Origin of the sequence: Saccharothrix ecbatanensis (genome assembly GCF_014205015.1) — a bacterium.
Lineage (GTDB): Bacteria > Actinomycetota > Actinomycetes > Mycobacteriales > Pseudonocardiaceae > Actinosynnema > Actinosynnema ecbatanense.
On the sequence record NZ_JACHMO010000001.1, the window covers coordinates 6,624,937 to 6,646,475 of the forward strand.

Annotated in this window: 22 protein-coding genes; 9 read left to right on the forward strand and 13 right to left on the reverse strand. The window is 68.8% G+C overall.

Features of this window, described 5'->3' with window-relative positions; genetic code table 11:
* Positions 1-33: 33 nt before the first annotated feature.
* From meaB to F4560_RS28375, 3 genes are read right to left on the reverse strand one after another with little or no spacing between them, the layout of a single operon-like run.
* Positions 34-1,032, reverse strand: coding sequence for a methylmalonyl Co-A mutase-associated GTPase MeaB (meaB, locus tag F4560_RS28365; protein ID WP_184924985.1), 999 nt, complete (start codon positions 1,030-1,032; stop codon positions 34-36).
* On the reverse strand, positions 1,025-3,238 hold the full coding sequence (gene scpA / locus F4560_RS28370; RefSeq protein WP_184924987.1) for a methylmalonyl-CoA mutase: 2,214 nt from the start codon (positions 3,236-3,238) through the stop codon (positions 1,025-1,027). Before scpA ends, meaB begins: the two co-directional genes overlap by 8 nt.
* Complete coding sequence (locus tag F4560_RS28375) at positions 3,235-5,025, reverse strand: methylmalonyl-CoA mutase family protein (protein WP_184929445.1); 1,791 nt, start codon at positions 5,023-5,025, stop codon at positions 3,235-3,237. The genes scpA and F4560_RS28375 overlap by 4 nt, the downstream gene beginning before the upstream one ends.
* A 103-nt stretch (positions 5,026-5,128) precedes the next feature.
* Here F4560_RS28375 and F4560_RS28380 point away from each other — a divergent pair, with 103 nt between their 5' ends.
* Genes F4560_RS28380 through F4560_RS28390 form a run of 3 tightly spaced genes read left to right on the forward strand, consistent with a single transcriptional unit; the run spans position 5,129 to position 9,374 of the window.
* Positions 5,129-6,832 (forward strand): serine/threonine-protein kinase, encoded by a 1,704-nt coding sequence (locus F4560_RS28380; RefSeq protein ID WP_184924990.1) that lies wholly within the window; start codon positions 5,129-5,131, stop codon positions 6,830-6,832.
* 55 nt (positions 6,833-6,887) lie between these two features.
* Positions 6,888-7,700, forward strand: coding sequence for a purine-nucleoside phosphorylase (locus F4560_RS28385; RefSeq protein ID WP_184924993.1), 813 nt, complete (start codon positions 6,888-6,890; stop codon positions 7,698-7,700).
* Positions 7,701-7,739: 39 nt separating this feature from the next.
* Positions 7,740-9,374 (forward strand): phospho-sugar mutase, encoded by a 1,635-nt coding sequence (locus tag F4560_RS28390; protein WP_184924998.1) that lies wholly within the window; start codon positions 7,740-7,742, stop codon positions 9,372-9,374.
* On the opposite strand, the gene F4560_RS28395 is transcribed toward F4560_RS28390, so the two are convergent.
* Positions 9,361-9,693, reverse strand: a complete 333-nt coding sequence (locus F4560_RS28395) for a hypothetical protein (RefSeq protein ID WP_184925000.1) — start codon at positions 9,691-9,693, stop codon at positions 9,361-9,363. The genes F4560_RS28390 and F4560_RS28395 overlap by 14 nt on opposite strands.
* Before the next feature lie 141 nt (positions 9,694-9,834).
* Here F4560_RS28395 and F4560_RS28400 point away from each other — a divergent pair, with 141 nt between their 5' ends.
* On the forward strand, positions 9,835-10,287 hold the full coding sequence (locus F4560_RS28400) for a flavodoxin family protein (RefSeq protein WP_184925003.1): 453 nt from the start codon (positions 9,835-9,837) through the stop codon (positions 10,285-10,287).
* Between the two features lie 12 nt (positions 10,288-10,299).
* On the opposite strand, the gene F4560_RS28405 is transcribed toward F4560_RS28400, so the two are convergent.
* Positions 10,300-11,427, reverse strand: coding sequence for a helix-turn-helix domain-containing protein (locus F4560_RS28405; protein WP_184925006.1), 1,128 nt, complete (start codon positions 11,425-11,427; stop codon positions 10,300-10,302).
* 431 nt (positions 11,428-11,858) lie between these two features.
* Here F4560_RS28405 and amcB point away from each other — a divergent pair, with 431 nt between their 5' ends.
* Both amcB and amcA read left to right on the forward strand, forming a co-directional pair.
* Positions 11,859-12,989, forward strand: coding sequence for a cyclophane-forming radical SAM peptide maturase AmcB (amcB, locus tag F4560_RS28410; RefSeq protein WP_184925009.1), 1,131 nt, complete (start codon positions 11,859-11,861; stop codon positions 12,987-12,989).
* Positions 12,990-13,032: 43 nt separating this feature from the next.
* Complete coding sequence (gene amcA / locus F4560_RS46715) at positions 13,033-13,134, forward strand: multiple cyclophane-containing RiPP AmcA (RefSeq protein ID WP_376775353.1); 102 nt, start codon at positions 13,033-13,035, stop codon at positions 13,132-13,134.
* A gap of 2 nt (positions 13,135-13,136) precedes the next feature.
* Here the strand turns inward: amcA and F4560_RS28415 are convergent, their stop codons facing one another.
* Positions 13,137-13,796: a pentapeptide repeat-containing protein gene (locus F4560_RS28415; protein ID WP_184925012.1), complete on the reverse strand. Its 660-nt coding sequence runs from the start codon at positions 13,794-13,796 to the stop codon at positions 13,137-13,139.
* 156 nt (positions 13,797-13,952) lie between these two features.
* On the opposite strand from F4560_RS28415, the gene F4560_RS28420 reads away from it, so the two are divergent.
* Entirely contained in the window at positions 13,953-14,123 is a 171-nt protein-coding gene (locus F4560_RS28420) for a hypothetical protein (RefSeq protein WP_221483674.1), read from the forward strand.
* Between the two features lie 21 nt (positions 14,124-14,144).
* On the opposite strand, the gene F4560_RS28425 is transcribed toward F4560_RS28420, so the two are convergent.
* The 5 genes from F4560_RS28425 to F4560_RS28445 form a co-directional block, all read right to left on the reverse strand.
* A complete protein-coding gene (locus F4560_RS28425) occupies positions 14,145-15,074 on the reverse strand; it encodes an aldo/keto reductase (RefSeq protein ID WP_184929446.1) in 930 nt (309 codons plus the stop codon).
* 79 nt (positions 15,075-15,153) lie between these two features.
* Positions 15,154-16,062 carry an aldo/keto reductase gene (locus tag F4560_RS28430; RefSeq protein ID WP_184929447.1) on the reverse strand — a complete coding sequence of 303 codons (909 nt, stop codon included), beginning with the start codon at positions 16,060-16,062 and terminating at the stop codon, positions 15,154-15,156.
* 44 nt (positions 16,063-16,106) lie between these two features.
* Positions 16,107-16,490, reverse strand: a complete 384-nt coding sequence (locus F4560_RS28435; protein WP_184925017.1) for a MerR family transcriptional regulator — start codon at positions 16,488-16,490, stop codon at positions 16,107-16,109.
* Positions 16,491-16,608: 118 nt separating this feature from the next.
* Positions 16,609-16,992, reverse strand: a complete 384-nt coding sequence (locus tag F4560_RS28440) for a type II toxin-antitoxin system death-on-curing family toxin (protein WP_184925020.1) — start codon at positions 16,990-16,992, stop codon at positions 16,609-16,611.
* Positions 16,993-17,381: 389 nt separating this feature from the next.
* On the reverse strand, positions 17,382-17,588 hold the full coding sequence (locus tag F4560_RS28445; protein WP_184925023.1) for a type II toxin-antitoxin system VapB family antitoxin: 207 nt from the start codon (positions 17,586-17,588) through the stop codon (positions 17,382-17,384).
* 75 nt (positions 17,589-17,663) lie between these two features.
* Between F4560_RS28445 and F4560_RS28450 the strand changes: the two genes are divergently transcribed.
* Positions 17,664-18,254 (forward strand): TetR/AcrR family transcriptional regulator, encoded by a 591-nt coding sequence (locus tag F4560_RS28450; protein WP_184925026.1) that lies wholly within the window; start codon positions 17,664-17,666, stop codon positions 18,252-18,254.
* A 64-nt stretch (positions 18,255-18,318) separates the two neighbouring features.
* Here F4560_RS28450 and F4560_RS28455 read toward each other — a convergent pair whose 3' ends face one another.
* Positions 18,319-19,626 (reverse strand): glycoside hydrolase family 18 protein, encoded by a 1,308-nt coding sequence (locus tag F4560_RS28455; RefSeq protein WP_184925028.1) that lies wholly within the window; start codon positions 19,624-19,626, stop codon positions 18,319-18,321.
* 204 nt (positions 19,627-19,830) lie between these two features.
* Here F4560_RS28455 and F4560_RS28460 point away from each other — a divergent pair, with 204 nt between their 5' ends.
* Positions 19,831-20,670: an NmrA family NAD(P)-binding protein gene (locus tag F4560_RS28460; RefSeq protein ID WP_184925031.1), complete on the forward strand. Its 840-nt coding sequence runs from the start codon at positions 19,831-19,833 to the stop codon at positions 20,668-20,670.
* A 236-nt stretch (positions 20,671-20,906) separates the two neighbouring features.
* Here the strand turns inward: F4560_RS28460 and upp are convergent, their stop codons facing one another.
* A complete protein-coding gene (gene upp, locus F4560_RS28465; RefSeq protein ID WP_184925034.1) occupies positions 20,907-21,533 on the reverse strand; it encodes a uracil phosphoribosyltransferase in 627 nt (208 codons plus the stop codon).
* Between the last annotated feature and the right edge of the window lie 6 nt (positions 21,534-21,539).

Consider the following 21,539-nt stretch of genomic DNA (forward strand, 5'->3'; position numbering starts at 1 on the left):
TGACCGTTCACGTCGCGTAATGGCAACGCTCGTTCACAGACCGCGCTCAAGCTCGCGGAACGCGGTCAGGATGCGTTCGGCGGCCAACGTGGCGGTCAGTTCGCCTTCACGCACCTGCCGCTCCACCTCGGGCACGACCGCGCGCACGGCGGGCGCCGAACGCAGGCTGGTGAGCAGCTGGTCGTGCACCATCGCCCAGGTCCAGTCCACCTGCTGCCGCCGACGCCGTTCGGCCAGCTCACCGGCCGCTTCCAGGGCCGCCCGGTGCATGCCGATCTGCTCCCACACGGTGTCCAGCCCGGTGCCGTCCAGACCGCTGCACGTCAGCACGGGCGGGTGCCACACGGCGTCCGGCGGGCGCAGCATCCGCAGCGCGCCGGCCAGCTCACGGGCCGCCTTGCGGGCGTCCATCTCGTGCGGCCCGTCGGCCTTGTTCACCGCGATCACGTCGGCGAGCTCCAGCACGCCCTTCTTGATGCCCTGGAGCTGGTCGCCGGTGCGGGCGAGGGTGAGGAACAGCGAGCAGTCCGTCATGTTCGCCACCGCGACCTCGGACTGGCCGACGCCGACCGTCTCGACCAGCACCACGTCGTACCCGGCGGCCTCGACCAGGATGATCGACTCACGGGTCGCCTTGGCCACGCCGCCGAGCGTGCCGGACGTCGGGGACGGCCGGATGAACGCCGCCGGGTCCACCGCGAGCCGGTCCATCCGGGTCTTGTCGCCCAGGATCGAGCCGCCGGTCTTGGTGGACGACGGGTCGACCGCCAGCACCGCGACCCGGTGGCCCTGCCCGGTCAGCATCGAGCCGAACGCGTCGATGAACGTCGACTTGCCCACGCCGGGCACGCCGGTGATGCCGACGCGGTGCGCGCCACCCGCGTGGGGCAGCAGCTCGACCAGCAGCTCCTGCGCCAACGCCCGGTGGTCCGCGCGCGTCGACTCGACCAGCGTGATGGCCTGGGCCAGCTTGCTGCGGTTGCCGGCGAGCACACCCTTGGCGTACTCGCCGACGTCGATCCGCTTAGCCATCTCGTCCCGGCTGGTCGACACCGGGAGCGCCGAACTCCGGGTGGCCCAGCTGCACGGCGAGCTTGCGCAGCAGGTCGCCGGCCGCGTCGGCGATGACGGTGCCGGGCGGGAAGATCGCCGCCGCACCCGCTTCGCGCAGCGCGTCGAAGTCCTGCGGCGGGATCACGCCGCCGACCACGATCATGATGTCCTCGCGGCCGGACTCGGCCAGCGCCGAGCGCAGCGCGGGCACCAGCGTGAGGTGACCGGCGGCCAGCGACGACACCCCGACGATGTGCACGTCCGCCTCGACGGCCTGGCGGGCGACCTCGTCCGGGGTCTGGAACAGCGGGCCGACGTCCACGTCGAAGCCGAGGTCGGCGAACGCGGTCGCGATCACCTTCTGGCCGCGGTCGTGGCCGTCCTGACCCATCTTGGCGACCAGGATGCGCGGACGGCGGCCCTCGGCCTCGGCGAACGCCGCCACGACCTCGCGCGTCGACTCCACGTTGGACACCGAGCCGGCCTCCTCGCGGTAAACCCCCGTGATGGTGCGGATCTGCGCGGAGTGCCGGCCCCAGACCTTGCCCAGCGCCTCGGAGATCTCGCCGACGGTGGCCTTGGCGCGGGCCGCGGAGATGGCCAGCTCCAACAGGTTGCCGTCCGAACCGGCGGCGCGGGTCAGGGCGTCCAGCGAACTGTCCACTGCGGACTGGTCGCGTTCTTCGCGCAACCGGGCCAGTTTCGCGAGCTGCTGCTGGCGCACACCGGCGTTGTCCACCTTGAGCACGTCGATGTGCTCGTCGAACTCCACCTGGTACTTGTTCACGCCGATCACCGGCTGCCGACCGGAGTCGATCCGCGCCTGGGTGCGCGCGGCGGCCTCCTCGATGCGCAGCTTGGGGATGCCGGCGTCGATGGCCTGCGCCATGCCGCCCGCGGCCTCGACCTCGCTGATGTGCGACCACGCGCGGTGCGCCAGGTCGTGCGTGAGGCGTTCCACGAACGCGCTACCGCCCCACGGGTCGATCACCCGGTTGGTGCCCGACTCCTGCTGGAGCAGCAGCTGGGTGTTGCGGGCGATGCGCGCGGAGAAGTCCGTCGGCAGCGCCAGGGCCTCGTCCAACGCGTTGGTGTGCAACGACTGCGTGTGGCCCTGGGTCGCGGCCATCGCCTCGACGCACGTGCGTGCGACGTTGTTGAACACGTCCTGCGCGGTCAGCGACCAGCCGGACGTCTGGCAGTGCGTGCGCAGCGACAGCGACTTCGGGTTCTTCGCGTCGAACCCCTTCACCAGCTTCGCCCACAGCAGCCGGGCCGCGCGCAGCTTGGCGACCTCCATGAAGAAGTTCATGCCGACGGCCCAGAAGAACGACAGCCGGGGCGCGAACGCGTCGATGTCCAGCCCCACGTCACGGCCCGCGCGCAGGTACTCCACGCCGTCCGCCAGCGTGTACGCCAGCTCCAGGTCGGCCGTCGCGCCGGCTTCCTGCATGTGGTAGCCGGAGATCGAGATGGAGTTGAACTTCGGCATCCGCTGCGAGGTGAACGAGAAGATGTCGGAGATGATCCGCATCGACGGCCGCGGCGGGTAGATGTAGGTGTTGCGGACCATGAACTCTTTGAGGATGTCGTTCTGGATGGTCCCGGCCAGCTGCTCCGGCGCCACCCCCTGCTCCTCGGCCGCGACGATGTACAGCGCCAGGATCGGCAGCACCGCGCCGTTCATGGTCATCGACACGCTCATCTTGTCCAACGGGATGCGGTCGAACAGCTGCCGCATGTCGTAGATCGAGTCGATCGCCACGCCCGCCATGCCGACGTCACCGGCCACCCGCGGGTGGTCCGAGTCGTAGCCGCGGTGGGTGGCCAGGTCGAACGCGACCGAGAGGCCCTTCTGGCCGGCCGCGAGGTTGCGGCGGTAGAAGGCGTTGGACTCCTCCGCGGTGGAGAACCCGGCGTACTGCCGGATGGTCCACGGCTGGTTCACGTACATCGTCGGGTACGGGCCGCGCAGGTACGGCGCGATGCCCGGGTAGGTGGCCAGGAAGTCGAGGCCCTCGGTGTCCGCGGCCGTGTAGACGGGCTTGACGCCGATGCCTTCCGGCGTCTCCCACATCAGCGCGTCCGCGCCCTTGCCGGTCGCCTCCTGGAGCGCGGCCTGCCACTGCGCGGCGGTGGCCGTGGTGGGCTCGCCGAGGTCGACCGCGGCGAAGTTCGGGATCATCGCTGGACTCCGCTGGAGGTAGGGACGGCAAGTGCCTCGAACGTGTGCTCCAGGACGTCCAGTGCCGAGCAGCCCATGAACACGTGCTCGTCGATCTGTGCGTCCGATTTCTTGCCCGCCAGCAGGATGCGCTCGGCGCCCGCCGCACGCAGCGCTTCGGCCACGGGCACGGCCAGCTCGGCGTAGCTCGTCTCGCTGCCGCACAGGCACGCGATCCGGGCGCCGCTCTCGCGGAACCGCTCGACCACGTCCTCGACGGTCTTGGTGGGACCGGCGTTCGGCGTCTCGATGCCGCCCGCCTGGAACAGGTTCGCCGCGAACGACGCCCGCGCGGTGTGCGCGGCGACCGGGCCGAGCGTGGCCAGGAAGACCTTGGGACGTTCCGGGGTCGCCTCCGCCGCGTCCCGCAGCACCTCGTACGGCTCGGCGTAACGGATGCGCGGCAGGCCGCCGGACAGCTCTTCCGGAGCGGGTGGACGGACGACCGGCTGCTCGCCCAGGTTCGGGAACTCGCTGACGCCGGTGATCGCGTCGGACCGGTCGGCCAGCCGCTTGCGGCGGTTCTCCCAGGTCACGGCCACGCGCTCGGCGACGAGGTCGAACGCCTCGGGCAGCCCGCCCGCGGCCTCGATCTCCTGGAACCACGCCCACGCGGCGTGCGCGAGGTCGTCGGTGAGCCGCTCCACGTACCAGGAGCCACCCGCCGGGTCGATCACACCGGCCAGCCGCGACTCCTCGAGCAGCAGCGACTGCGTGTTGCGGGCGATGCGCCGGGAGAAGTCGTCGGAGAGGCCGATGGCCGCGTCGAACGGCAGCACGGTCACCGCGTCCGCGCCGCCGAGGCCCGCGCCGAAGCACGCCAGGGTGGTGCGGAGCATGTTCACCCAGGGGTCGCGGCGGGTCATCATCGCGGGCGACGTGACCGCGTGCTGGAGCTGCGCGCTCGGCGCTCCCGCGACCTCGGTGACCCGGGCCCACAGTCGCCGGGCGGCGCGGAACTTGGCGATGGTGAGGAACTGGTCGGCGGACGCCGCGTACCGGAACTCCAGCAGCCGCACGGCTTCCGCGACGCTCAGCCCGGTTTCGGTCAGGTGCCGCAGGTACGCGACACCGGCCGCGAGGGACGCGCCCAGCTCCTGCGCGTCCGAGCCACCGGCCTCGTGGAACGGAAGACCGTCCACAACGACCACACGCAGCTCGGGGAACGCACGGGCCTTGCCCAGAAGATCGGTCAACGCGGTGAAGTCGGCGGCCTGCCCGGTGCGCGCCTGGACGCCCAACGGGTCCGCGCCGAGGTTGCCCCGGACCTCGCTCGGCAGCACCGGCCGCTGGTCCCAGACCCGCAGCATGGCGCGACCGGCGTCGAGGAAGTCCACTCCCCCGTCGATCACGATCGGCGCGAGGTCCAGGTAGACGTCGGCCAGCACGTCGCCGTACGTGGTCGGGTCGAGGCCCTTCAGCCACAGCGACGTGACGCCGTTCTCCAGGTCGGCCATGACCGCGTTGCGGTCCGCCACGCGGTGCTGTTGACGCACGTCCCAGCCCTCGACCGCGCCCTGGGGGCGACCACCGCGGGTGAACGGCGCCAGGCCGGGGAAACCGGCGTCCGGCACCTGGTCTGCGGCCGTGTAAAGCGGCTGGACCTCGATGCCGTCGTAGGTGGTGGTGATCAGTGAACCGAAGTCGGCACCCGACTTCCGCAGCACGCCTTGGACCAGCTCCAGCCACTGCTCGCGGTCAGGGGTGGGGAACTCGGCGGCCAGCGCCAACTCGCCTGACGGCTCCATCATGCTCCGCAGTCTTGTTTACCGGTGAGTACGGCGGCTATGTGAGGTTCACCGCCGTGAACGATGCAGACGCCAGTCTTCCACGGGGGTGAATGATGGCGCAGTGGAAACGGAGCGTCTGATAGCCGGCCGATATCGCCTGCGGCACGTGCTGGGGCGCGGCGCCATGGGCACGGTTTGGGCCGCACACGACGAAGTCCTACGTCGGGACGTCGCCGTGAAGGAGATCCTGCGCCCTCCCGGCGCGGCCGATGACGAAGCGGAGTTGCTTCGGGAACGCACACTCCGCGAGGCCCGTTCCGCTGCCGCTTTGGCCCATCCCAACCTCGTGACGGTCTACGACGTGGTACAGGTCGACGGCGACCCGTACGTGGTGATGGAGCTGGTGCCGTCGTCGTCGCTGGCGGAGGTGGTGCGGCAGCGCGGTCCGTTGACCGACGTGCAGGGCGCGGTCGTGGCGGACGCGGTGGCCGCCGCGCTGGAGGCCGCGCACCGGGCCGGGATCACGCACCGGGACGTGAAGCCGGGGAACGTGCTGGTCGCCGACGACGGCCGGGTGAAGCTGACCGACTTCGGCATCGCGCGCAACGTCGCCGAGGCCACGCTGACCAGCCGCGGGATCACGCTGGGCACGCCCGCGTTCATCGCGCCCGAGGTGGCGGCGGGCGGTGCGGTGTCGTTCGCGGCGGACCAGTGGTCACTTGGCGCGACGCTGTTCACGGCGATGACGGGGCAGCAGCCGTTCGAGGGCGCGAACGTGCTCCAGACGATCAACCAGGTGGTGCACGGCGAGGTTCCGTCGGCGGCGGCCTGTGGCGCGCTGGAGCCGGTGGTCGCGGGGTTGATGACGAAGACGCCCGATGAGCGGATGTCCTTGGCCGACGTGCGGCGGCTGGTCCGGCCGCTGCTGCCCGAGTTGGGCACCGACGTGTTCCCCGCTTCGGCGCCGTCCCGCCCGGTGGTGGAGATCGAACGCCCGCCCGTCGTGGAGATCGAACGCCCCCCACCGGTGGTGCTCAAGCCGCCGGTCCCGCCGGACACCCCGTTGGCCGCCGACCCCGGACCCCTGCCGTTCACGGTGGTAGAGCCGCCGACCCTCGAACTGCTGCGACGGCGTCCGGCGGCGAGCTTGGTGGTGGCGTTGTCGGCGATTGTCCTGTTCGCGATCGGCAGCGTGTCCGGGTTCGCGCTGACCAGGACGGTGGCCGGCTCGTCCCTGCTGCCGCCGCCACCGCAGAGCACCCCGACCCTGCCGGTGATCACCGAGACGCCGTCGCTGCTGCCCGTCACCGCCTCGGCCGCCACCGCGAACGGCGAGCAGGGCGCGGAGTTCACCATCGACGTCGGGCCGGACTGGACCAGCTTCCTGGAGCAGCGGACGAACAACGGGCTGGGGCCGAGCACGGTCGTGCACCTGGTCGCGCCGAACGGGCTGTACGAGGTGACGGTGCAGCGGTTCCCGGACTTCTACGAGCGGAACACGATCAAGGACTACCTCAGGCTGGTGCGGTCGCGGTGGGCCGAGGGCCAGTACTTCGGTGAGGCGCTGGAGCCGACCGAGGACCTGCCGCAGGGTGGGCCTGAACCGGCCCTCCAGTTCAGCTACCGGACCGTGGAACGGGCCACGACGTTGGCCCGAGGTACCGCGCCCGCAGGCCCTGACCTGCGACGAAGCCGGTATTCGAGGGTCCTGCCGCGGGGGAACGACCTGTGGGTGGTGGAGGTCGTGGTGCCGACCGAGCAGGAGGAGATGGGCCGGGACCGGCTGTTCGACACCATCTCCAACACGTTCACCTTGCGCGATTAACGACGGCAGCGGGCAGTGCGGGCAGCGCGCGAGGACGGCTATTAGGCTCCCGGCCGTGACCGCCATCAGTGAGAACACCACCCCCGAGGCCTTGGCCACCGACGCGGCGAAGGCCTTGGCCGAGCGGACCGGGGTGGCCAAGCACGACATCGCCGTTGTCCTCGGTTCGGGTTGGCGCCCGGCCGCCGACCTGATCGGCGAGCCCACCGCCGAGGTGCCCATGGGCGAGCTGCCCGGGTTCGAGCCGCCCACCGCCGTCGGCCACGGCGGCACCGTCCGGTCGGTGGTCGTCGGCGGCAAGAACGTGCTGGTCATGCTCGGCCGCACGCACGGCTACGAGGGCAAGGGCGTGGCCAAGGTCGTGCACGGCGTGCGCACGGCGGCCGCGGCGGGCGTCTCCACGGTCGTGCTGACGAACGCGGCCGGCGGCCTGCGCCAGGGCATGGCGGTCGGCCAGCCGGTGCTGATCGGCGACCACCTGAACCTGACCGCGTCGTCCCCGCTGGTGGGCGCGCGGTTCGTGGACCTCACGGACCTGTACTCGCCGCGGCTGCGGCAGCTCGCGCGGGAGATCGACCCGTCGCTGGAGGAAGGCGTCTACGCGGGCCTGCCGGGGCCGCACTTCGAGACGCCCGCCGAGATCCGGATGCTGCGGACGATGGGCGCGGACCTGGTCGGCATGTCCACCGTGCTGGAGGCCATCGCGGCACGCGCGGAGGGCGTGGAGGTGTTCGGCCTGTCGCTGGTGACGAACCTGGCCGCGGGCATCACCGGTGAGCCGCTCAACCACGAAGAGGTGCTGGAGGCCGGTCAGGCCGCGGCGAGCCGGATGGGCGCGCTGCTGCGCGACCTCGTGGACAAGGCGTAGAACCTCCGGACGGGACGTTCTCCTCTCAGCGGAGGTTCGATGACGAACAGCCTGACCCCGGCCCTGCGTGACGCGGCGTTCCGCTGGATCGCGGACGACCCGGACGCCGCGACGCGCCTGGAGTTGCAGACCGTCCTGGCGCGGGCGATGGGCGGTGACGCCTCCGCCGCCGAGGACCTGGCGGACCGGATGTCGGGACCGCTGACGTTCGGCACGGCCGGGCTGCGCGGGCCGGTGCGGGCCGGGCCGAACGGGATGAACCGGGCCGTGGTCATCCGCACCACGGCCGGGCTCGCCGCGTGGCTCAAGGCGAACGGGCACGTCGGCACGGTGTTCGTCGGCCGGGACGCGCGGCACGGGTCGGAGGACTTCGCCGCCGCGACGGCCGGTGTGCTGGCGGGCGCCGGGTTCACCGTGCGGGTGCTGCCGGAGCCGTTGCCGACGCCGATCCTGGCTTTCCTGGTCAAGCGGCACGACGCGGTGGCGGGCGTGCAGATCACCGCGTCGCACAACCCGCCGGCGGACAACGGCTACAAGCTGTACCTGGCCGGTGGCGGGCAGATCGTGCCGCCGGAGGACCGCGCGATCGAGGCGGCGATCCGGGGTGTGCCGGCCGCCGTGTCGGTGCCGTTGTCGGACGACTGCCTGCCGGTGTCCGAGGCGGAGGTGGACGAGTACCTGGAACGGGTCGCGTCGCTGCCCCGCGGTGTGGCGCGTGACCTGCGGGTGGCGTTGACGCCGATGCACGGTGTCGGCGGCGCGACGGCGGTGGAGGCGTTGCGGCGGGCCGGGTTCACCGACGTGCGGGTGGTGCGGGAGCAGGCCGTGCCGGACCCGTCGTTCCCGACGGTGTCGTTCCCGAACCCGGAGGAGCCGGGTGCGGCGGACCGGTTGCTGGAGCTGGCGGCGGCCGAGTCGGCCGACCTGGCCATCGCGTTGGACCCGGACGCGGACCGGTGCGCGCTGGGCGTCCGGGAGCGGGACGGGTCGTGGCGGATGCTGCGCGGCGACGAGACCGGCGTGCTGCTCGGGTCGCTGGTGTTGTCCACTGTGGACGCTGTGGACAACCCGGATCCCTTGGTGGCGACCACGATCGTCTCTTCGTCGTTGCTGAAGTCGATCGCGGCGGCGCGCGGGGCGCGTTACGCGGAGACGTTGACCGGGTTCAAGTGGTTGGTGCGCGCCGGCGAGGGGTTGGTGTTCGCGTACGAGGAGGCGTTGGGCAACTGCGTCGACCCGGCGTCCGTGAACGACAAGGACGGCATCTCGGCCGCCGTGGTGGCGTGCGACCTGGCGGCCGGGCTGAAGGCGTCCGGGCGAACGCTGCTGGACGCGCTGGACCAGCTCGCCGTCGAGCACGGCCTGCACCTGACCGACCAGGTCTCACTGCGGTTCACCGACCTGAGCCGGATCGGGGCGTTGATGGCCCGGTTGCGCGCCGAGCCGCCGGCGGGCTTCACCTTTGAAGACCTGTTGCCGGAGGCGGACGTCGTCAGGCTGACGAAGGAAGGCGTGCGGGTGGTCGTGCGGCCGTCCGGGACGGAGCCGAAGCTCAAGGCGTACCTGGAGGTCGTGGAACCGGTGGCCGACGACCTGCCGGCCGCCCGCGTGCGTGCCGAGGGCCGGTTGGCCGAGCTTCGGGCTCAGGTGTCGGACCTGCTCACGACGCCATAGCGATCAGCAGGCAGAGCACGGCGACGACGAGCGCACCGCCCGCCACCAGGTAAGGACGCCTGGTCGGCGGGCTCACCGGGCGGGACCTGTTCTGCGTGGCGGCGGCGACCGAGATCCGGCCGGCGATGTAGCTGACCGTGCACAGCGCCACACCGGCCGCGAGGATCATCGTGTTGACGTCCCAAGGGCTGTGGTCGACCCCCGGCCACAGCGCGATGAACACCAGCGGCAGACCGATGAGCCCGACCCCGATACCGACACCGGCGCCCCACGTGATCCGCCGGTTCCGCTGCATCGTGGCGATACTTCGAGTTTCCATGACTCCCTCCCCTGCACTGCTACTACTGAAGACGCACAGCAGCCGCATCGGTTCCCGGCGGCCGTCGACCGGCTCGTCACCAGGCGTGACCATGCTACCGAGCGGTTGCGCGTTGTTCCGGTGCGCGGCAGCCTGTCCCGCGTGCCCCGACTCCTGATCGTGCACCACACGCCGTCCCCGAACATGCAAGCGATGTTCGAGGCGGTCGTAGCCGGCGCGACCGATCCGGAGATCGGAGGCGTGGAAGTGGTGCGACGGCCGGCTCTGGCAGCCACGGTGTCTGACGCGCTCGAAGCTGACGGCTACGTCCTCGGTACGCCCGCGAACCTGGGGATGATGAGCGGCGCGCTGAAGGTGTTCTTCGACCTCGCCTACTACCCGTGCCTCGACGCCACGCGCGGACGCCCTTACGGCCTGTACGTGCACGGCAACAACGACACCACGGGCGCGGTTCGCGGGATCGAGTCGATCACTACGGGGTTGTCATGGGAGAAGGTGACCCCCAACGTCAGCGTGACCGGTGAACCGACGAAGGAAGACCTTCGCGCGTGTTGGGAACTCGGCGCGACGGTTGCCGCACAGCTCATGCCCTGAGTGACCGTCGGATCACCGAGGTGGAAGCAGCTTCTCAACGGCGTCGAACCGATCGTCTGTGCGCGTGGACGGCATCCGGGCCGCGTACCCCCTAGCGCGCTCCAGAGTCGCCGTCGCGGCGTCCAGTGCGCCTGTACGGGCGTACGACTCGGCAAGCCAGGAGAGGTAGAGGGCCACCTCTCGCGAGTGTCCCTCGGGGTAGGTGGCGACCGCGCCGGACAGCAACGGTTCGGCCTTGTCGGGTGCACCTAGCTGGATCATGCAACGTCCGGCCATGACATCGATTTCAGCTCTGTTGAGCCAATAGACCCACTCAGGTTCTTCGATACCGGTGGACCTCTGTTCGTATGTGTCGTCTACCGCGTCCAGCGCGCGGAGCGTGCCGTCACGGTCCTTGGTCTTGGCGCTTGCCCATGCCACCCGTTCCAACAGCAGCGTCCGGACGACGGGCGTAGCCCTTCGGGCTCCCGTGACCGCCGTACGCGCCAGGAGCAGCGCGTCACGCGGGTCAGCCACGTTGGCGATCTGGTAGCTCAGTGACGAAAACAATTGCGCCGCAAGGGAATCGTTGCCCGCTTCCTCAGCCGCTGACACCCCGCCGAGGTACAGCCGTTGGGCGTCCGCGTACCTCCCCGCGTCCGACGCCACCCACCCGGCGAGTTGGGCAAGCTCGCCGGTGGCGGTGAGCAGCCTCCGACCGATCGGCTCGACGTAGGAACCGTTACGCACCAACGATTGCGCCTCTTCTAGCTCTTGCCGCACGGCGGGCAACAGGGCCGCGCTGCCAACCACGTCGTCAAGGTGCCTCAGTTCGACCACACGAGCGTCCAGGGCGTCTGCCAGGGACTCACCCACCCTGCGACCGGATCGGCGCTGTACGGCCGTAGGAGAGTCCGAGACAAGCCACTCATGGGCACGTCGCATCGCGTCACCACCGATCGGCAAACCTAGCGCTTGTTCATACGCCGCAACGACTTCCGGGAGCGGTCGGCGCTTCCCTGTCTCGATCAAACTCAAGTAGGGCTTGCTGTAGTGGGTGAGTTGAGCCATCCGGGACAGGCTGAATCCGGCAGCCTCGCGCGCTGCCCTGAGAGCGTCACTCAGTTCCGACAAAGCCTGCTCCCCGGTCCGCGTTGTCAACCTTTGTAAACGCGCTGATCAGCATAAACGCGGAGTGCGACCGGTAGGAACAACGGTAGGTCACCCCTTGTCCGTGAGACCTCCAGAACGCGCGCCGGGCAAGGGGTGGCCGTACCACCGGGCCTAGGAGGTGACCTTGAGCAGCGACGACGTTCAGAAGGCAGAGCAAGAGCACATCAACACGATGGTTGCGCTACAGCAGCTCCTACGGAACGGGTTCATCGCGGTCCCCTACGGCGACAATCGGACCCAACCCGAAGAGCTGGGATTCGTCCGGTTGCGGTGGGACATCCAGGATCTGATCCGTGTCTACGGAGCTGACCAAGCCAGCGCCGTTTGGTTACCTGATCTGGCCCACGCTCCGCGACCTACGCATCTTCCAGCGCCTACGGAAATGACGCGTCTAAGCACGATGGAAACGCGAGGGGGAAATGACCAGTGCTGACACGGATCTGTTTATTCGACCGAGGTCGGTGATTCTCCAGCCTGAGACGTTATGCAATCTCGACTGTAGTTACTGCTACCTGCCGTTCCGACACAAGCGCAACAGGATGTCCGTTGAAGTGGCGCGGACAGTAGCCGAGTCCGTCCGGCCCTGGACGGCCTACACCACAGTTGACGTGTGCTGGCACGGTGGGGAGCCGCTGGCGACTGGCCGCGCTTACCTCGGGCGGCTAATGGACGCTTTCAACGACCTTGACGTCAAGCACGGTGTCCAGACAAACGCCACGCTGGTAGATGATGCGTGGTGCGAATTCTTCACCGAACGAGACATGTACGTGGGTGTCAGTATCGACGGCGGACCGTCCGACAACGCCAACCGTGTGGATCGAAAAGGAGCACCAGCCTACGAAAAGGCGATGCAGGGGATTGAGCGGCTCATCGCTCACGGTCATGAGGTCTACGCAATCGCGGTCGTATCAGACCCGACACCCGAACGTGCCCGTAGGCTCTACAGCTTCGCCGTTGAAAGTGGAATCTCGGAACTCGGCGTCAACATTGAAGAACAGGAAGGCGTCAACGCCACGACCAACGCCCACGACCAGGAAAGCGTGACCGGTTTCTGGGCGGAATTGATGGCAGCATGGAGGGAGAATCCGACCATCCGCCTGAGAGAGCTAGGACGGACGCTCGCTTATGTTGAAGCGGTTCTAAAGGATCAGGATCACGCGAGCCGACGACCACCCTTTATTGACCCGTTGCCCACTGTTGCCTACGACGGTTCGGTAACCCTCATCTCGCCAGAGCTAGCCGGATTCGGTAACGCACGAGGAACTTTCTCAAGCGGACACGTACTGGATGCCTCGCTAGACGAGATTATCTCGCGTGCGACTGGCGTGCCTTGGGTGGCCGAATTCATGTCCGGCGTGGACGCGTGCAGGAATACGTGTCCTTACTTCGATTTCTGCGGAGGTGGTCACCCGGCTAACCGGCACTTCGAACACGGCCGAATGGATGGGACAGAGACCGACTACTGCCGTAACGGCAAGATGGCATTATTAGAAGGAGTGTTGCGGGTTGTTCAGCCAGACACCGTTAGCGGAGCGGATTCGACTGCGTAGCGCGGGATTTACGGCTCTGCTGGTCACGGCGGGAGGCACCCCCGTGAGAGTCAATTCATTCAACAACGATCCCACGTGGGACAACGTCACCGGGGGTGGCGGGTTTGACAACCGCCCCACGTGGGATGACTGGAAGAACAAGTAGCGCTAAGTGACCACGGTCAGGCCGGCCTCTGACGCAAACTGAGTTCCCAGAGTGCCGGCCTGATCGGCGTCAATCCGCGCGCCTCGCAGCGTGAGAAGGCCACGAACCCCGATCAAGCGCGAGGATGTAAAATCACATCCGCCGGCGCGAGTAGCGTCAAACTCCACCTGATCCATCTCACAGTCGTCGAAGACCACATTGGAAAGGTCGCCGCTGATCGCAGTCTCACGGAAGGAACAGCGGCGGAACACAACCGCGTTCTTCACGCGCTCGAACCGAATCGCCGCATAATCAAAACGACAGTCCTCCGCGTACAAGTCCGCAGCTTGGGCAAAGTCGATCCGTAGACCGATTGCTTGAGAGCGAAGAAATTCCGTCCGCCGCGCGGAGGTCTCCGACATCGCCGCATTGGAAAAGTTCACGTTTTCGAAACGCACATCAGAAAGCTCGATGGGGGCGAGGCGGGAATTCGACAGATCAACTGTGGAGACCACGACCACTGACAATGACCCTTCGCCTACAACCTCCGACTGGTCACCCCCCTCGATGCGCGCGGTGACGTAGTCAAACTCGCCCCGAAACGCCGGCGACTGATTCAACAAGTCTTCCTCTTCGATGGACGCTCGCTGAATCGTCTTACCCGCGACTTTTAGAAAGTCCATACCCTTACGGTAGCGCACGTGTGGCACGACCGGTGTACCCAATCCGGCGCGGCACACAAAAAGACCCTCCACACGAACGGTGCCGTGCGGAGGGTCCAGTTGTGCTTTCTTACAGCAGGTAAACCAACGGAGCGCGGTCGGCCGTTCGGGGCTTATGTGCACGGGAACCTGGGCACCGAGGGCGCCCTGAAGGCGTTACGGGACATCACGACGGGGCTGAAGTGGAAGCCCGTGGTCGAGCCCTTGTCGCTCACCGGAGCGCCGGACAGCGCGGCGCGGCAGCAGTGCTGGGAGTTGGGCGCCACCGTCGCGGCGTCCCTGATGTGACCTATGCCGATGTGGCGTGACCTACCGGCCGAGCGTGCCCATCACCTCGGGCGCGTAACGGGTGCCGGCCACCGCGTCGGCGGGCACGGCGTCGGTGATGCGGGCCAGCTGCGCGTCGGTGAGCTTGAGGTCGGCCGCGGCGGCGTTCTCCTCCAGGTACTTGACCCGCCGGGTGCCCGGGATCGGCACCGCGCCCTGGTGGTGCACCCACGCCAACGCGATCTGGCCCGGCGTCACGTCGTGCTCGCGTGCCACCTCGCCCAGCGACTCCACCAGCGCGAGGTTGCGCGCGAAGTTCTCGTCGGCGAACCGGGGCTGGCCCGCGGTCCGGAAGTCACCGGCCGCGAAATCGTCCTTCGACGTGTACCGGCCGGTGAGCATGCCGCGGCCCAGCGGCGAGTACGCGACGATCCCGATGCCCAGCTCGCGGCACGTCGGCGCGACCTCGTCCTCGATGTCCCGCGAGAACAGCGACCACTCGGTCTGCACGGCCGCGATCGGGTGCACGGCGTGCGCCCGCCGGATCGTCGCCGCGCCCGCCTCGGACAGCCCGATGTGCCGGACCTTGCCCTCGGCGACCAGTTCGGCCATCGCACCGACGGTGTCCTCGATCGGCACGTTCGGGTCGACGCGGTGCTGGTAGTACAGGTCGATGTGGTCGGTGCCCAGCCGGCGCAACGACGCCTCGGCGGCCTGCTTGACGTACTCCGGGTCGCCGCGCAGGCCCCACTCGGATCGCGGTGCGCCCGGATCGCGGACCACGGCGAACTTCGTGGCAAGCACGACCTCGTCCCGGCGTGCCGCGATGGCCCGGCCCACCAGCTCCTCGTTGGTGAACGGCCCGTACATGTCGGCCGTGTCGAGGAACCGGACGCCCAGGTCGAGGGCGCGGTGGATGGTGGTGGTGGACTCGGCTTCGTCACCGGGACCGTAGAAGTCGCTCATGCCCATGCAGCCAAGACCCTGCGCGCTGACTTCGAGCGCGCCCAATCGGCGGTTCTCCACGGTGTCGCTCTTCCCCTCGGGTGGACTACTGGTTGGAAAGCTTCAGGAACTCGGCCGGGTAGCGGTCGCCCGCGACGGCCGGTGCCGCATCCTCGATCGCCCGGAGGTCGTCGGCGCTGAGCTCCAGGTCGGCGGCGGCGACGTTCTCCTCCAGGTACTTGACCCGCTTGGTGCCCGGGATGGGCACGACGTGCTCGCCCTGGTGGTGCACCCAGGCGAGCGCCAGCTGACCCGCGGTGACGCCGCGTTCGGCCGCCAGCTCGCGCAGGGCCGTGACGATCGCCGTGTTGCGGGCGAAGTTCTCCTCGGCGAACCGGGGCAGGCCGCGGCGCATGTCGTCGTCGTCCAGGTCGGCGACGGACGTGACGCGGCCGGTGAGGAATCCCCGGCCCAGCGGCGAGAACGGCACGATGCCGATGCCCAGCTCGCGGCACGTCGGCGCGACCTCCGCCTCGATGTCCCGCGTCCACAGCGACCATTCGCTCTGGAGCGCGCTGATCGGGTGCACGGCGTGCGCGCGGCGGATCGTCGCGGCGCTCGCCTCGGACAGGCCCAGGTGGCGCACCTTGCCCGCGGTGACCAGGTCGGCCATCGCGCCGACGGTCTCCTCGATCGGCACGGTCGGGTCGACCCGGTGCAGGTAGTAGAGGTCGATGTGGTCGGTGTCCAGGCGGCGCAGCGAGTCCTCGACGGCCTGCTTGACGTACCCGGCGTCGCCGCGCGGGCGTCGGTCCGGGTCGGCGAGGCCGAACTTGGTGGCGAGCACGACCTCGTCCCGGCGGGACTTGATCGCCCGCCCGACCAGCTCCTCGTTCGCGCCGACGCCGTAGACATCGGCGGTGTCGAGGAGGACGACGCCCAGGTCCAGCGCGCGGTGGATGGTGGCGACGGACTCGCGATCGTCACCCGCGCCGTACGACTGGCTCATGCCCATGCAGCCCAAGCCCTGCTTGCCGGCCTGGAGTTCGCCCAGCAGCGTCACGCGGTGATCCCCTCGATCATGGTGTGCTCGATCTGCTCGTAGTGCGTGATCTTGAATTCGAGCACTTCAAGGCACGACTGCAACTCCGCGATGCGGTCGCGGACGGAGGCGCGGTGCTCGAACAGGATCTGTTTGCGACGGCCGGCCGTGGCCGCGCCTCGGTGCCGGAGCTGCGCGTACTCGCGCATCATGCGAATGGGCATGCCGGTGGTGCGGAGACGGGTCAGGAAGACGAGCCAGCCGAGGTCGTCGTCGCTGTAGTTGCGCCGCCCGCCGGAATCCCGAGCGGGCGGGTCGACCAGGCCGATCCGTTCGTAGTAGCGCAGCGTGTCGATCGACAACCCGCTGTGCTCGGCCGCTTGGGCGATCGAGTAAGTCACGGTGTCGACGGTAGGAGCTGGAGTGCACTCCAGGTCAACCCGATTCGCGGTACTCGGTCCGAATCTCCTCGGGCCGTCGTCCTCGGGGGGGGGTTGGCGCCGGAGGTCGTCCGGGGGGTCAGTCGTCCTTGGGCATGCTCCAGGCCTCAAGGTGCGCGGCCATGCCGGAGACGTCTATCTGCTCCCGGCCCAGCGCTCGCACCAGGTCGAGGGCGTCGTCTTCCGCCGCGTCGATCCACCAGCCGTTGATGTCGCACAACGTCACGGCCGCCACCCAGCCCAGCCGCCAGTTGCCCTCGGCCAACGGGCGGGTGCGGACGATGGAGTCGAGCAGCGCGGAAGCTTTCAGCCAGAGCGTGTCGTAAGCCTCGACCCCCAGCACGGTCGCCCGGGGGCGGTGGGCTGCGGAATCGAGGAGACCTAAGTCGCGCACGACCAGATCCCCGCCCGTGACGGCGGTCGCCAGCACGAGCAAGTCGCCGGCGTCGAGGTAGTTGACCACTGCTTGACGCGCTCCCTGTCCTGAAGGGCCGGGTCTCCGGTGCGGCCGCGCCGCCTCCGATATGCCTCTCGCGGCACCGCCCACCCCGTCAGGTCCGTATCGCCTCCCCGCCCGACAGGCGGCGAGGAACTTGTCGACCGCGTTGTGCACCGGGGCGCAACCTGGACGCAGTCTGATCTTCAACGGCGAACCATACCGGTGCGCTTCCGATCGGCGTGGCCGTTCACAGAGGTGGAGCGGTGAACAACCGGCATGATCGCGGTTGAGCTGCATGGATGGAGCTTATCGAACATAAGTTCGAACGGCGAGGGTGTTGAAGATCGATCACCCGAAGGTGTCGCGCGCGTCGTCGCCGGGTGCGGGGTTCCGCATCCGTCAGGCAGGTCGGATCAGGCGGAGCCCAGGCGGTCGAGCAGGCCCCGGTACTTGGGGAGCACGCGCCCGAGGACCTCGGACAGCTGCTCCTCCTTCTGCAACCTGGCCCACCGCTCGGCCAACGCCAAGCGCACGACCTCCTGCTTCGAACGTCCCTCGGCCGCGGCGAGTTCGTCGAGCCGCCGGTTCTCCTCTTCGCTCAGACGCAGAGTCATCGCCATGGGGAAGGACGGTACCAACTTGATACCACGTTGACTAGACCACGTTATATAACACTGTTGCGATACGATGGGCGAGTGCCACGACCCAAGACCCACGACGACGCGCTCCGCGCCCGACTGCTGGACCGCGCAGGAGAGTTGCTGTCCGCCGAAGGGCCAGGCGCTCTGAGCTTGCGCAGGCTCGCGGCGGATGTCAACACGTCCACGACCGCCGTCTACTCGCTGTTCGGCGGCAAGCCCGCACTGCTGAACTCCGTGTACGAAGAGGCATTCCGCCGATTCGGTGAACGCCTCACCGCCGTGCCGCAGACCGACGACCCGGTGGAGGACGTCGTCCAGTTGGGGTTGGCGTACCGGGAGAGCGCCCTCGCCGATCCCCAGTTCTACCTGGTGATGTTCAGCAAGGTGCCGGACTTCCAGCCTTCGGAGGACACCGAGGAGGCCGCCGTGCAGACGTTCCAGCCGGTGGTGCGGGACGTCGGGCGCGCGGTCGAGTCCGGGATGTTCGCGCGGGAGCCGCACGAGCTGATCGCGGTGGCGATGTGGGGCATGGTGCACGGGCTGGTGAGCCTGGAGCTGAACGGGAACCTGCCGCCGGACGTCGAGATCGCCCCGGTCTACGAGCGCGCGCTGCGTGCGTTCGCGGACGGTTGGCGCCGGCGCTGAACGTGGAGGTGGGGTCCGGGGAGGCGGCCGCCGCGAAACCTCCCCGGACCCCGTGGACTGTCCGCTATCGGGACAGTCCGCTGGTGAGCGCTTTGATCAGCTCGCCGTCGGCGGTGTCGCCGTCGAGCGACCAGATCATCGCGCCGCCAAGGCGCCGTTCCGCCACGTAACGGCCCTTGCGCTTCATCTCGACCGGGTCGTCCCAGGTCCAGAACGTCGTGCCGTCGAACAGCCACGCGTGGCCGGCCTTGGTGTCCCGGTGCACGGTGAAGTTCGGCAGTTGTGCCTTGAGGATCCGGTAGTCCTCGTACCCGGCCTCGTAGGTCGCGGGCGCGGGGCCGGTGGCGGGCTGGAACAGGCCGTTGTTCTCGTTGCGCACGCCCGTCCAGCCGCGGCTGTAGAACGGGACGCCCATGACGACCTTGCTCTTCGGCGCGCCGGACTTCAGGTAGTGGTCGATCGCCACCTGGGAGCTGAACTGCGGCGCGGTCGGGTCGGCCGAGGGCGTGCGGAGCGAGGACTGCTGGTTGGTCAGCGGGTCCCAGGCGCCGTGGAAGTCGTAGCCCTGGATCGTGCCGAAGGTCAGCAGTTCGAAGACCTTGGCGACCTCGAAGCCCCGGTCCACCTGGCGCGGGTCGGCGGGCAGGAACGCGGTGAGGTCGTAGCGCTTGCCGGTCTGCCGGGTGAGCTTGCCGAGCTGCTTGCGGTACTCGACCAGGAGCGCGGTGAAGTTCTGCTTGTCCTCGGGGCGGACGACGTTGCCGGGTGCGGCTTCCGACGACGGCCACTCCCAGTCGAGGTCGATGCCGTCGAACACGCCTGCCGCGGCGCCCGGTGCGGCGTCGGGGAAGTTGCCCTTGAGCCACATGTCGAGGCAGGAGGCGACGTGGGAGGCGCGGGACTCGGGGGTGAGGGCGGCGTTGGAGAAGTACTTGGAGCCGGTCCAGCCGCCCAGGGAGATGTTGATGCGCAGCTTGGGGTGCTTAACCTTGAGCTGCTTGAGCTGGTTGAGGTTGCCGGAGAGCGGTTGGCCCGCGACGTCCGCGGTGCCGTCGACGCTCTGCTCGGCGGTGAACGGGCGCTGGTAGTCGGCCCAGGTGTCGGCGCTGACGCACTTGCCGGACTCGTCCAGGAAGCCGAAGGCGTAGTTCAGGTGCGTGAGGCGGGGTGCGGTGCCATTGGCCACGAGGTCTTTGACCAGGAAGTTCCGGCCGTAGCCGCTCCACTGCGTGTAGTACCCGACCGTTCGCGCCTTGTCGTGGCCGCCGCCGTGCCTGTCTTCCGCCACGGCTTGCGGTGCCAGCGACACAGTCATCCCTGCCGCCATCACGGTGGCCAGGAGGGCGGGAAGCACCCTTCTTCGACTCGACATGCTTCTCCTCGGGCAGCCCTGCCTCTGTGGTCCAGACCACGCTAACGACAAGGTCTAGACCACTTCTACCCCCGAACGGCCGAATCCATTGATACGAATATTCCTCGCGTTGCTTGCAAACTTTTGCATGTGCGGGGTGGGGGGCGATCGCGCTAGCTTCGAAGTCGTTCGTTCAAGTTTGAATACGTTGGTTAGGGGGAGCTTGTGACGATCCTGGTGACCGGGGCGACCGGAACGATCGGCGGCGCGGTCGTGCGGCAATTGGCGGCGGCGGGTGTGCCGGTGAAGGCGTTGACGCGGAACCCGGCGCGGGCCGTGCTGCCTGCCGGTGTGGAGGTGGTGGGAGGTGATCTGACGCGGCCGGGTGAGCTGCCGTTGGCGGGCGTGACGGCGGTGTTCCTGCTGGCGGCGATCGAGTCGGAGGACGCGGTGGCGCACGCGGAGGCGTTCTTGGCCAGTGCGCCGGACCTGCGGCGGGTGGTGTTCCTGTCGAGCAACGCGGTGACCGTGAAGCGGCCGGGGAGCTACGAGCTGCACTACGACGTGGAGCGGGTGATCGAGGCGTCCGGGGTGGAGTGGACCCACGTGCGGCCGGGCGAGTTCATGGCCAACAAGCTGATCTGGGCGCGGACGATCAAGGCGGAGAACGTGGTGCGGGCGCCGTTCCCGGAGTCGGTGGGTGCGCCGGTGCACGAGGAGGACGTGGCCGAGGTGGCGGTGCACGCGTTGCTGCGTGACGGGCACGCCGGCAAGGCGTACACGTTGAGCGGTCCCGAGGCTTTGACGCACGTCGAACAGGTCGCGGCCATCGGCCGGGGGTTGGGCCGGCCCATCACGTTCGAACGCCTGACCTACGGCCAGGCACGCGCCAGCCTGATCCGTGACGAGGGCCTGCCGTACGACGTCGCCGAGTACCTCCTCGGCTACATGGCCCAGCACAACGAGGAACCGGCCTCCGTCACCCCCGACTTCACCACCGTCACGGGCCACCCGGGCCGCACCCTCGCCACCTGGGCCACCGACCACACCGCCGACCTCACCTAACCCACCGCGTGAGTCCTACGTTCAGAACGCGCGAGTCGTACCTTCAGAACCACCGTGTCCTACGTTCAGGACCCCCGAATTCAACGCTCAGAACAAACGATCTTGTACTGAGCGTTGAACTCGGGGGTCGCGAACGTAGGACTCACCCGTTCTGAACGTAGGACTCACGGGGCCTGAACGTAGGACTCACTGGTCCTGGGGGTTCGACACGCGGGGCCTGAGCGTTCGACTCGCGGTTAGTGGACGGCGCCGTACTGGCGGTCGCCGGCGTCGCCGAGGCCGGGGACGATGAAGCCCGAGTCGTTCAGGCGTTCGTCGATGCTGGCGGTGACGAGGCGGACGGGGAGGCCCGAGTCCTCCAGGTGCTTGATGCCCTCGGGCGCGGCCAAGGCGCAGATCGCCGTCACGTCGGTGGCGCCGCGGTCGGTGAGCAGGCGGATCGTGTAAGCCATGGAACCGCCGGTGGCGAGCATCGGGTCCAGCACGAACACCGGACGGCCGGCCAGCGACTCGGGCAGCGACTCCATGTACGGCGTCGGCTGGAGGGTCTCCTCGTCACGCGCCAAGCCGACGAACCCCATCTGCGCGTCCGGGATCAGCTTGTGCGCCTGGTCCGCCATGCCGAGACCGGCACGCAGCACCGGCACCAGCAGCGGCGGGTTGGCCAAGCGGTAGCCGGTGGTCCGGGCGACGGGCGTGTGCACCCGCTCCTCCGCCACCGGCAGGTCACGCGTGGCCTCGTAGACGAGCATCACGGTGAGCTCGTGCAGCGCGGCACGGAACGCCGCGTTGTCCGTGCGGGCGTCGCGCATGGTGGTCAGCCGCGCCCTGGCCAGTGGGTGATCGACAACGAGGACGTCCATGGTCGA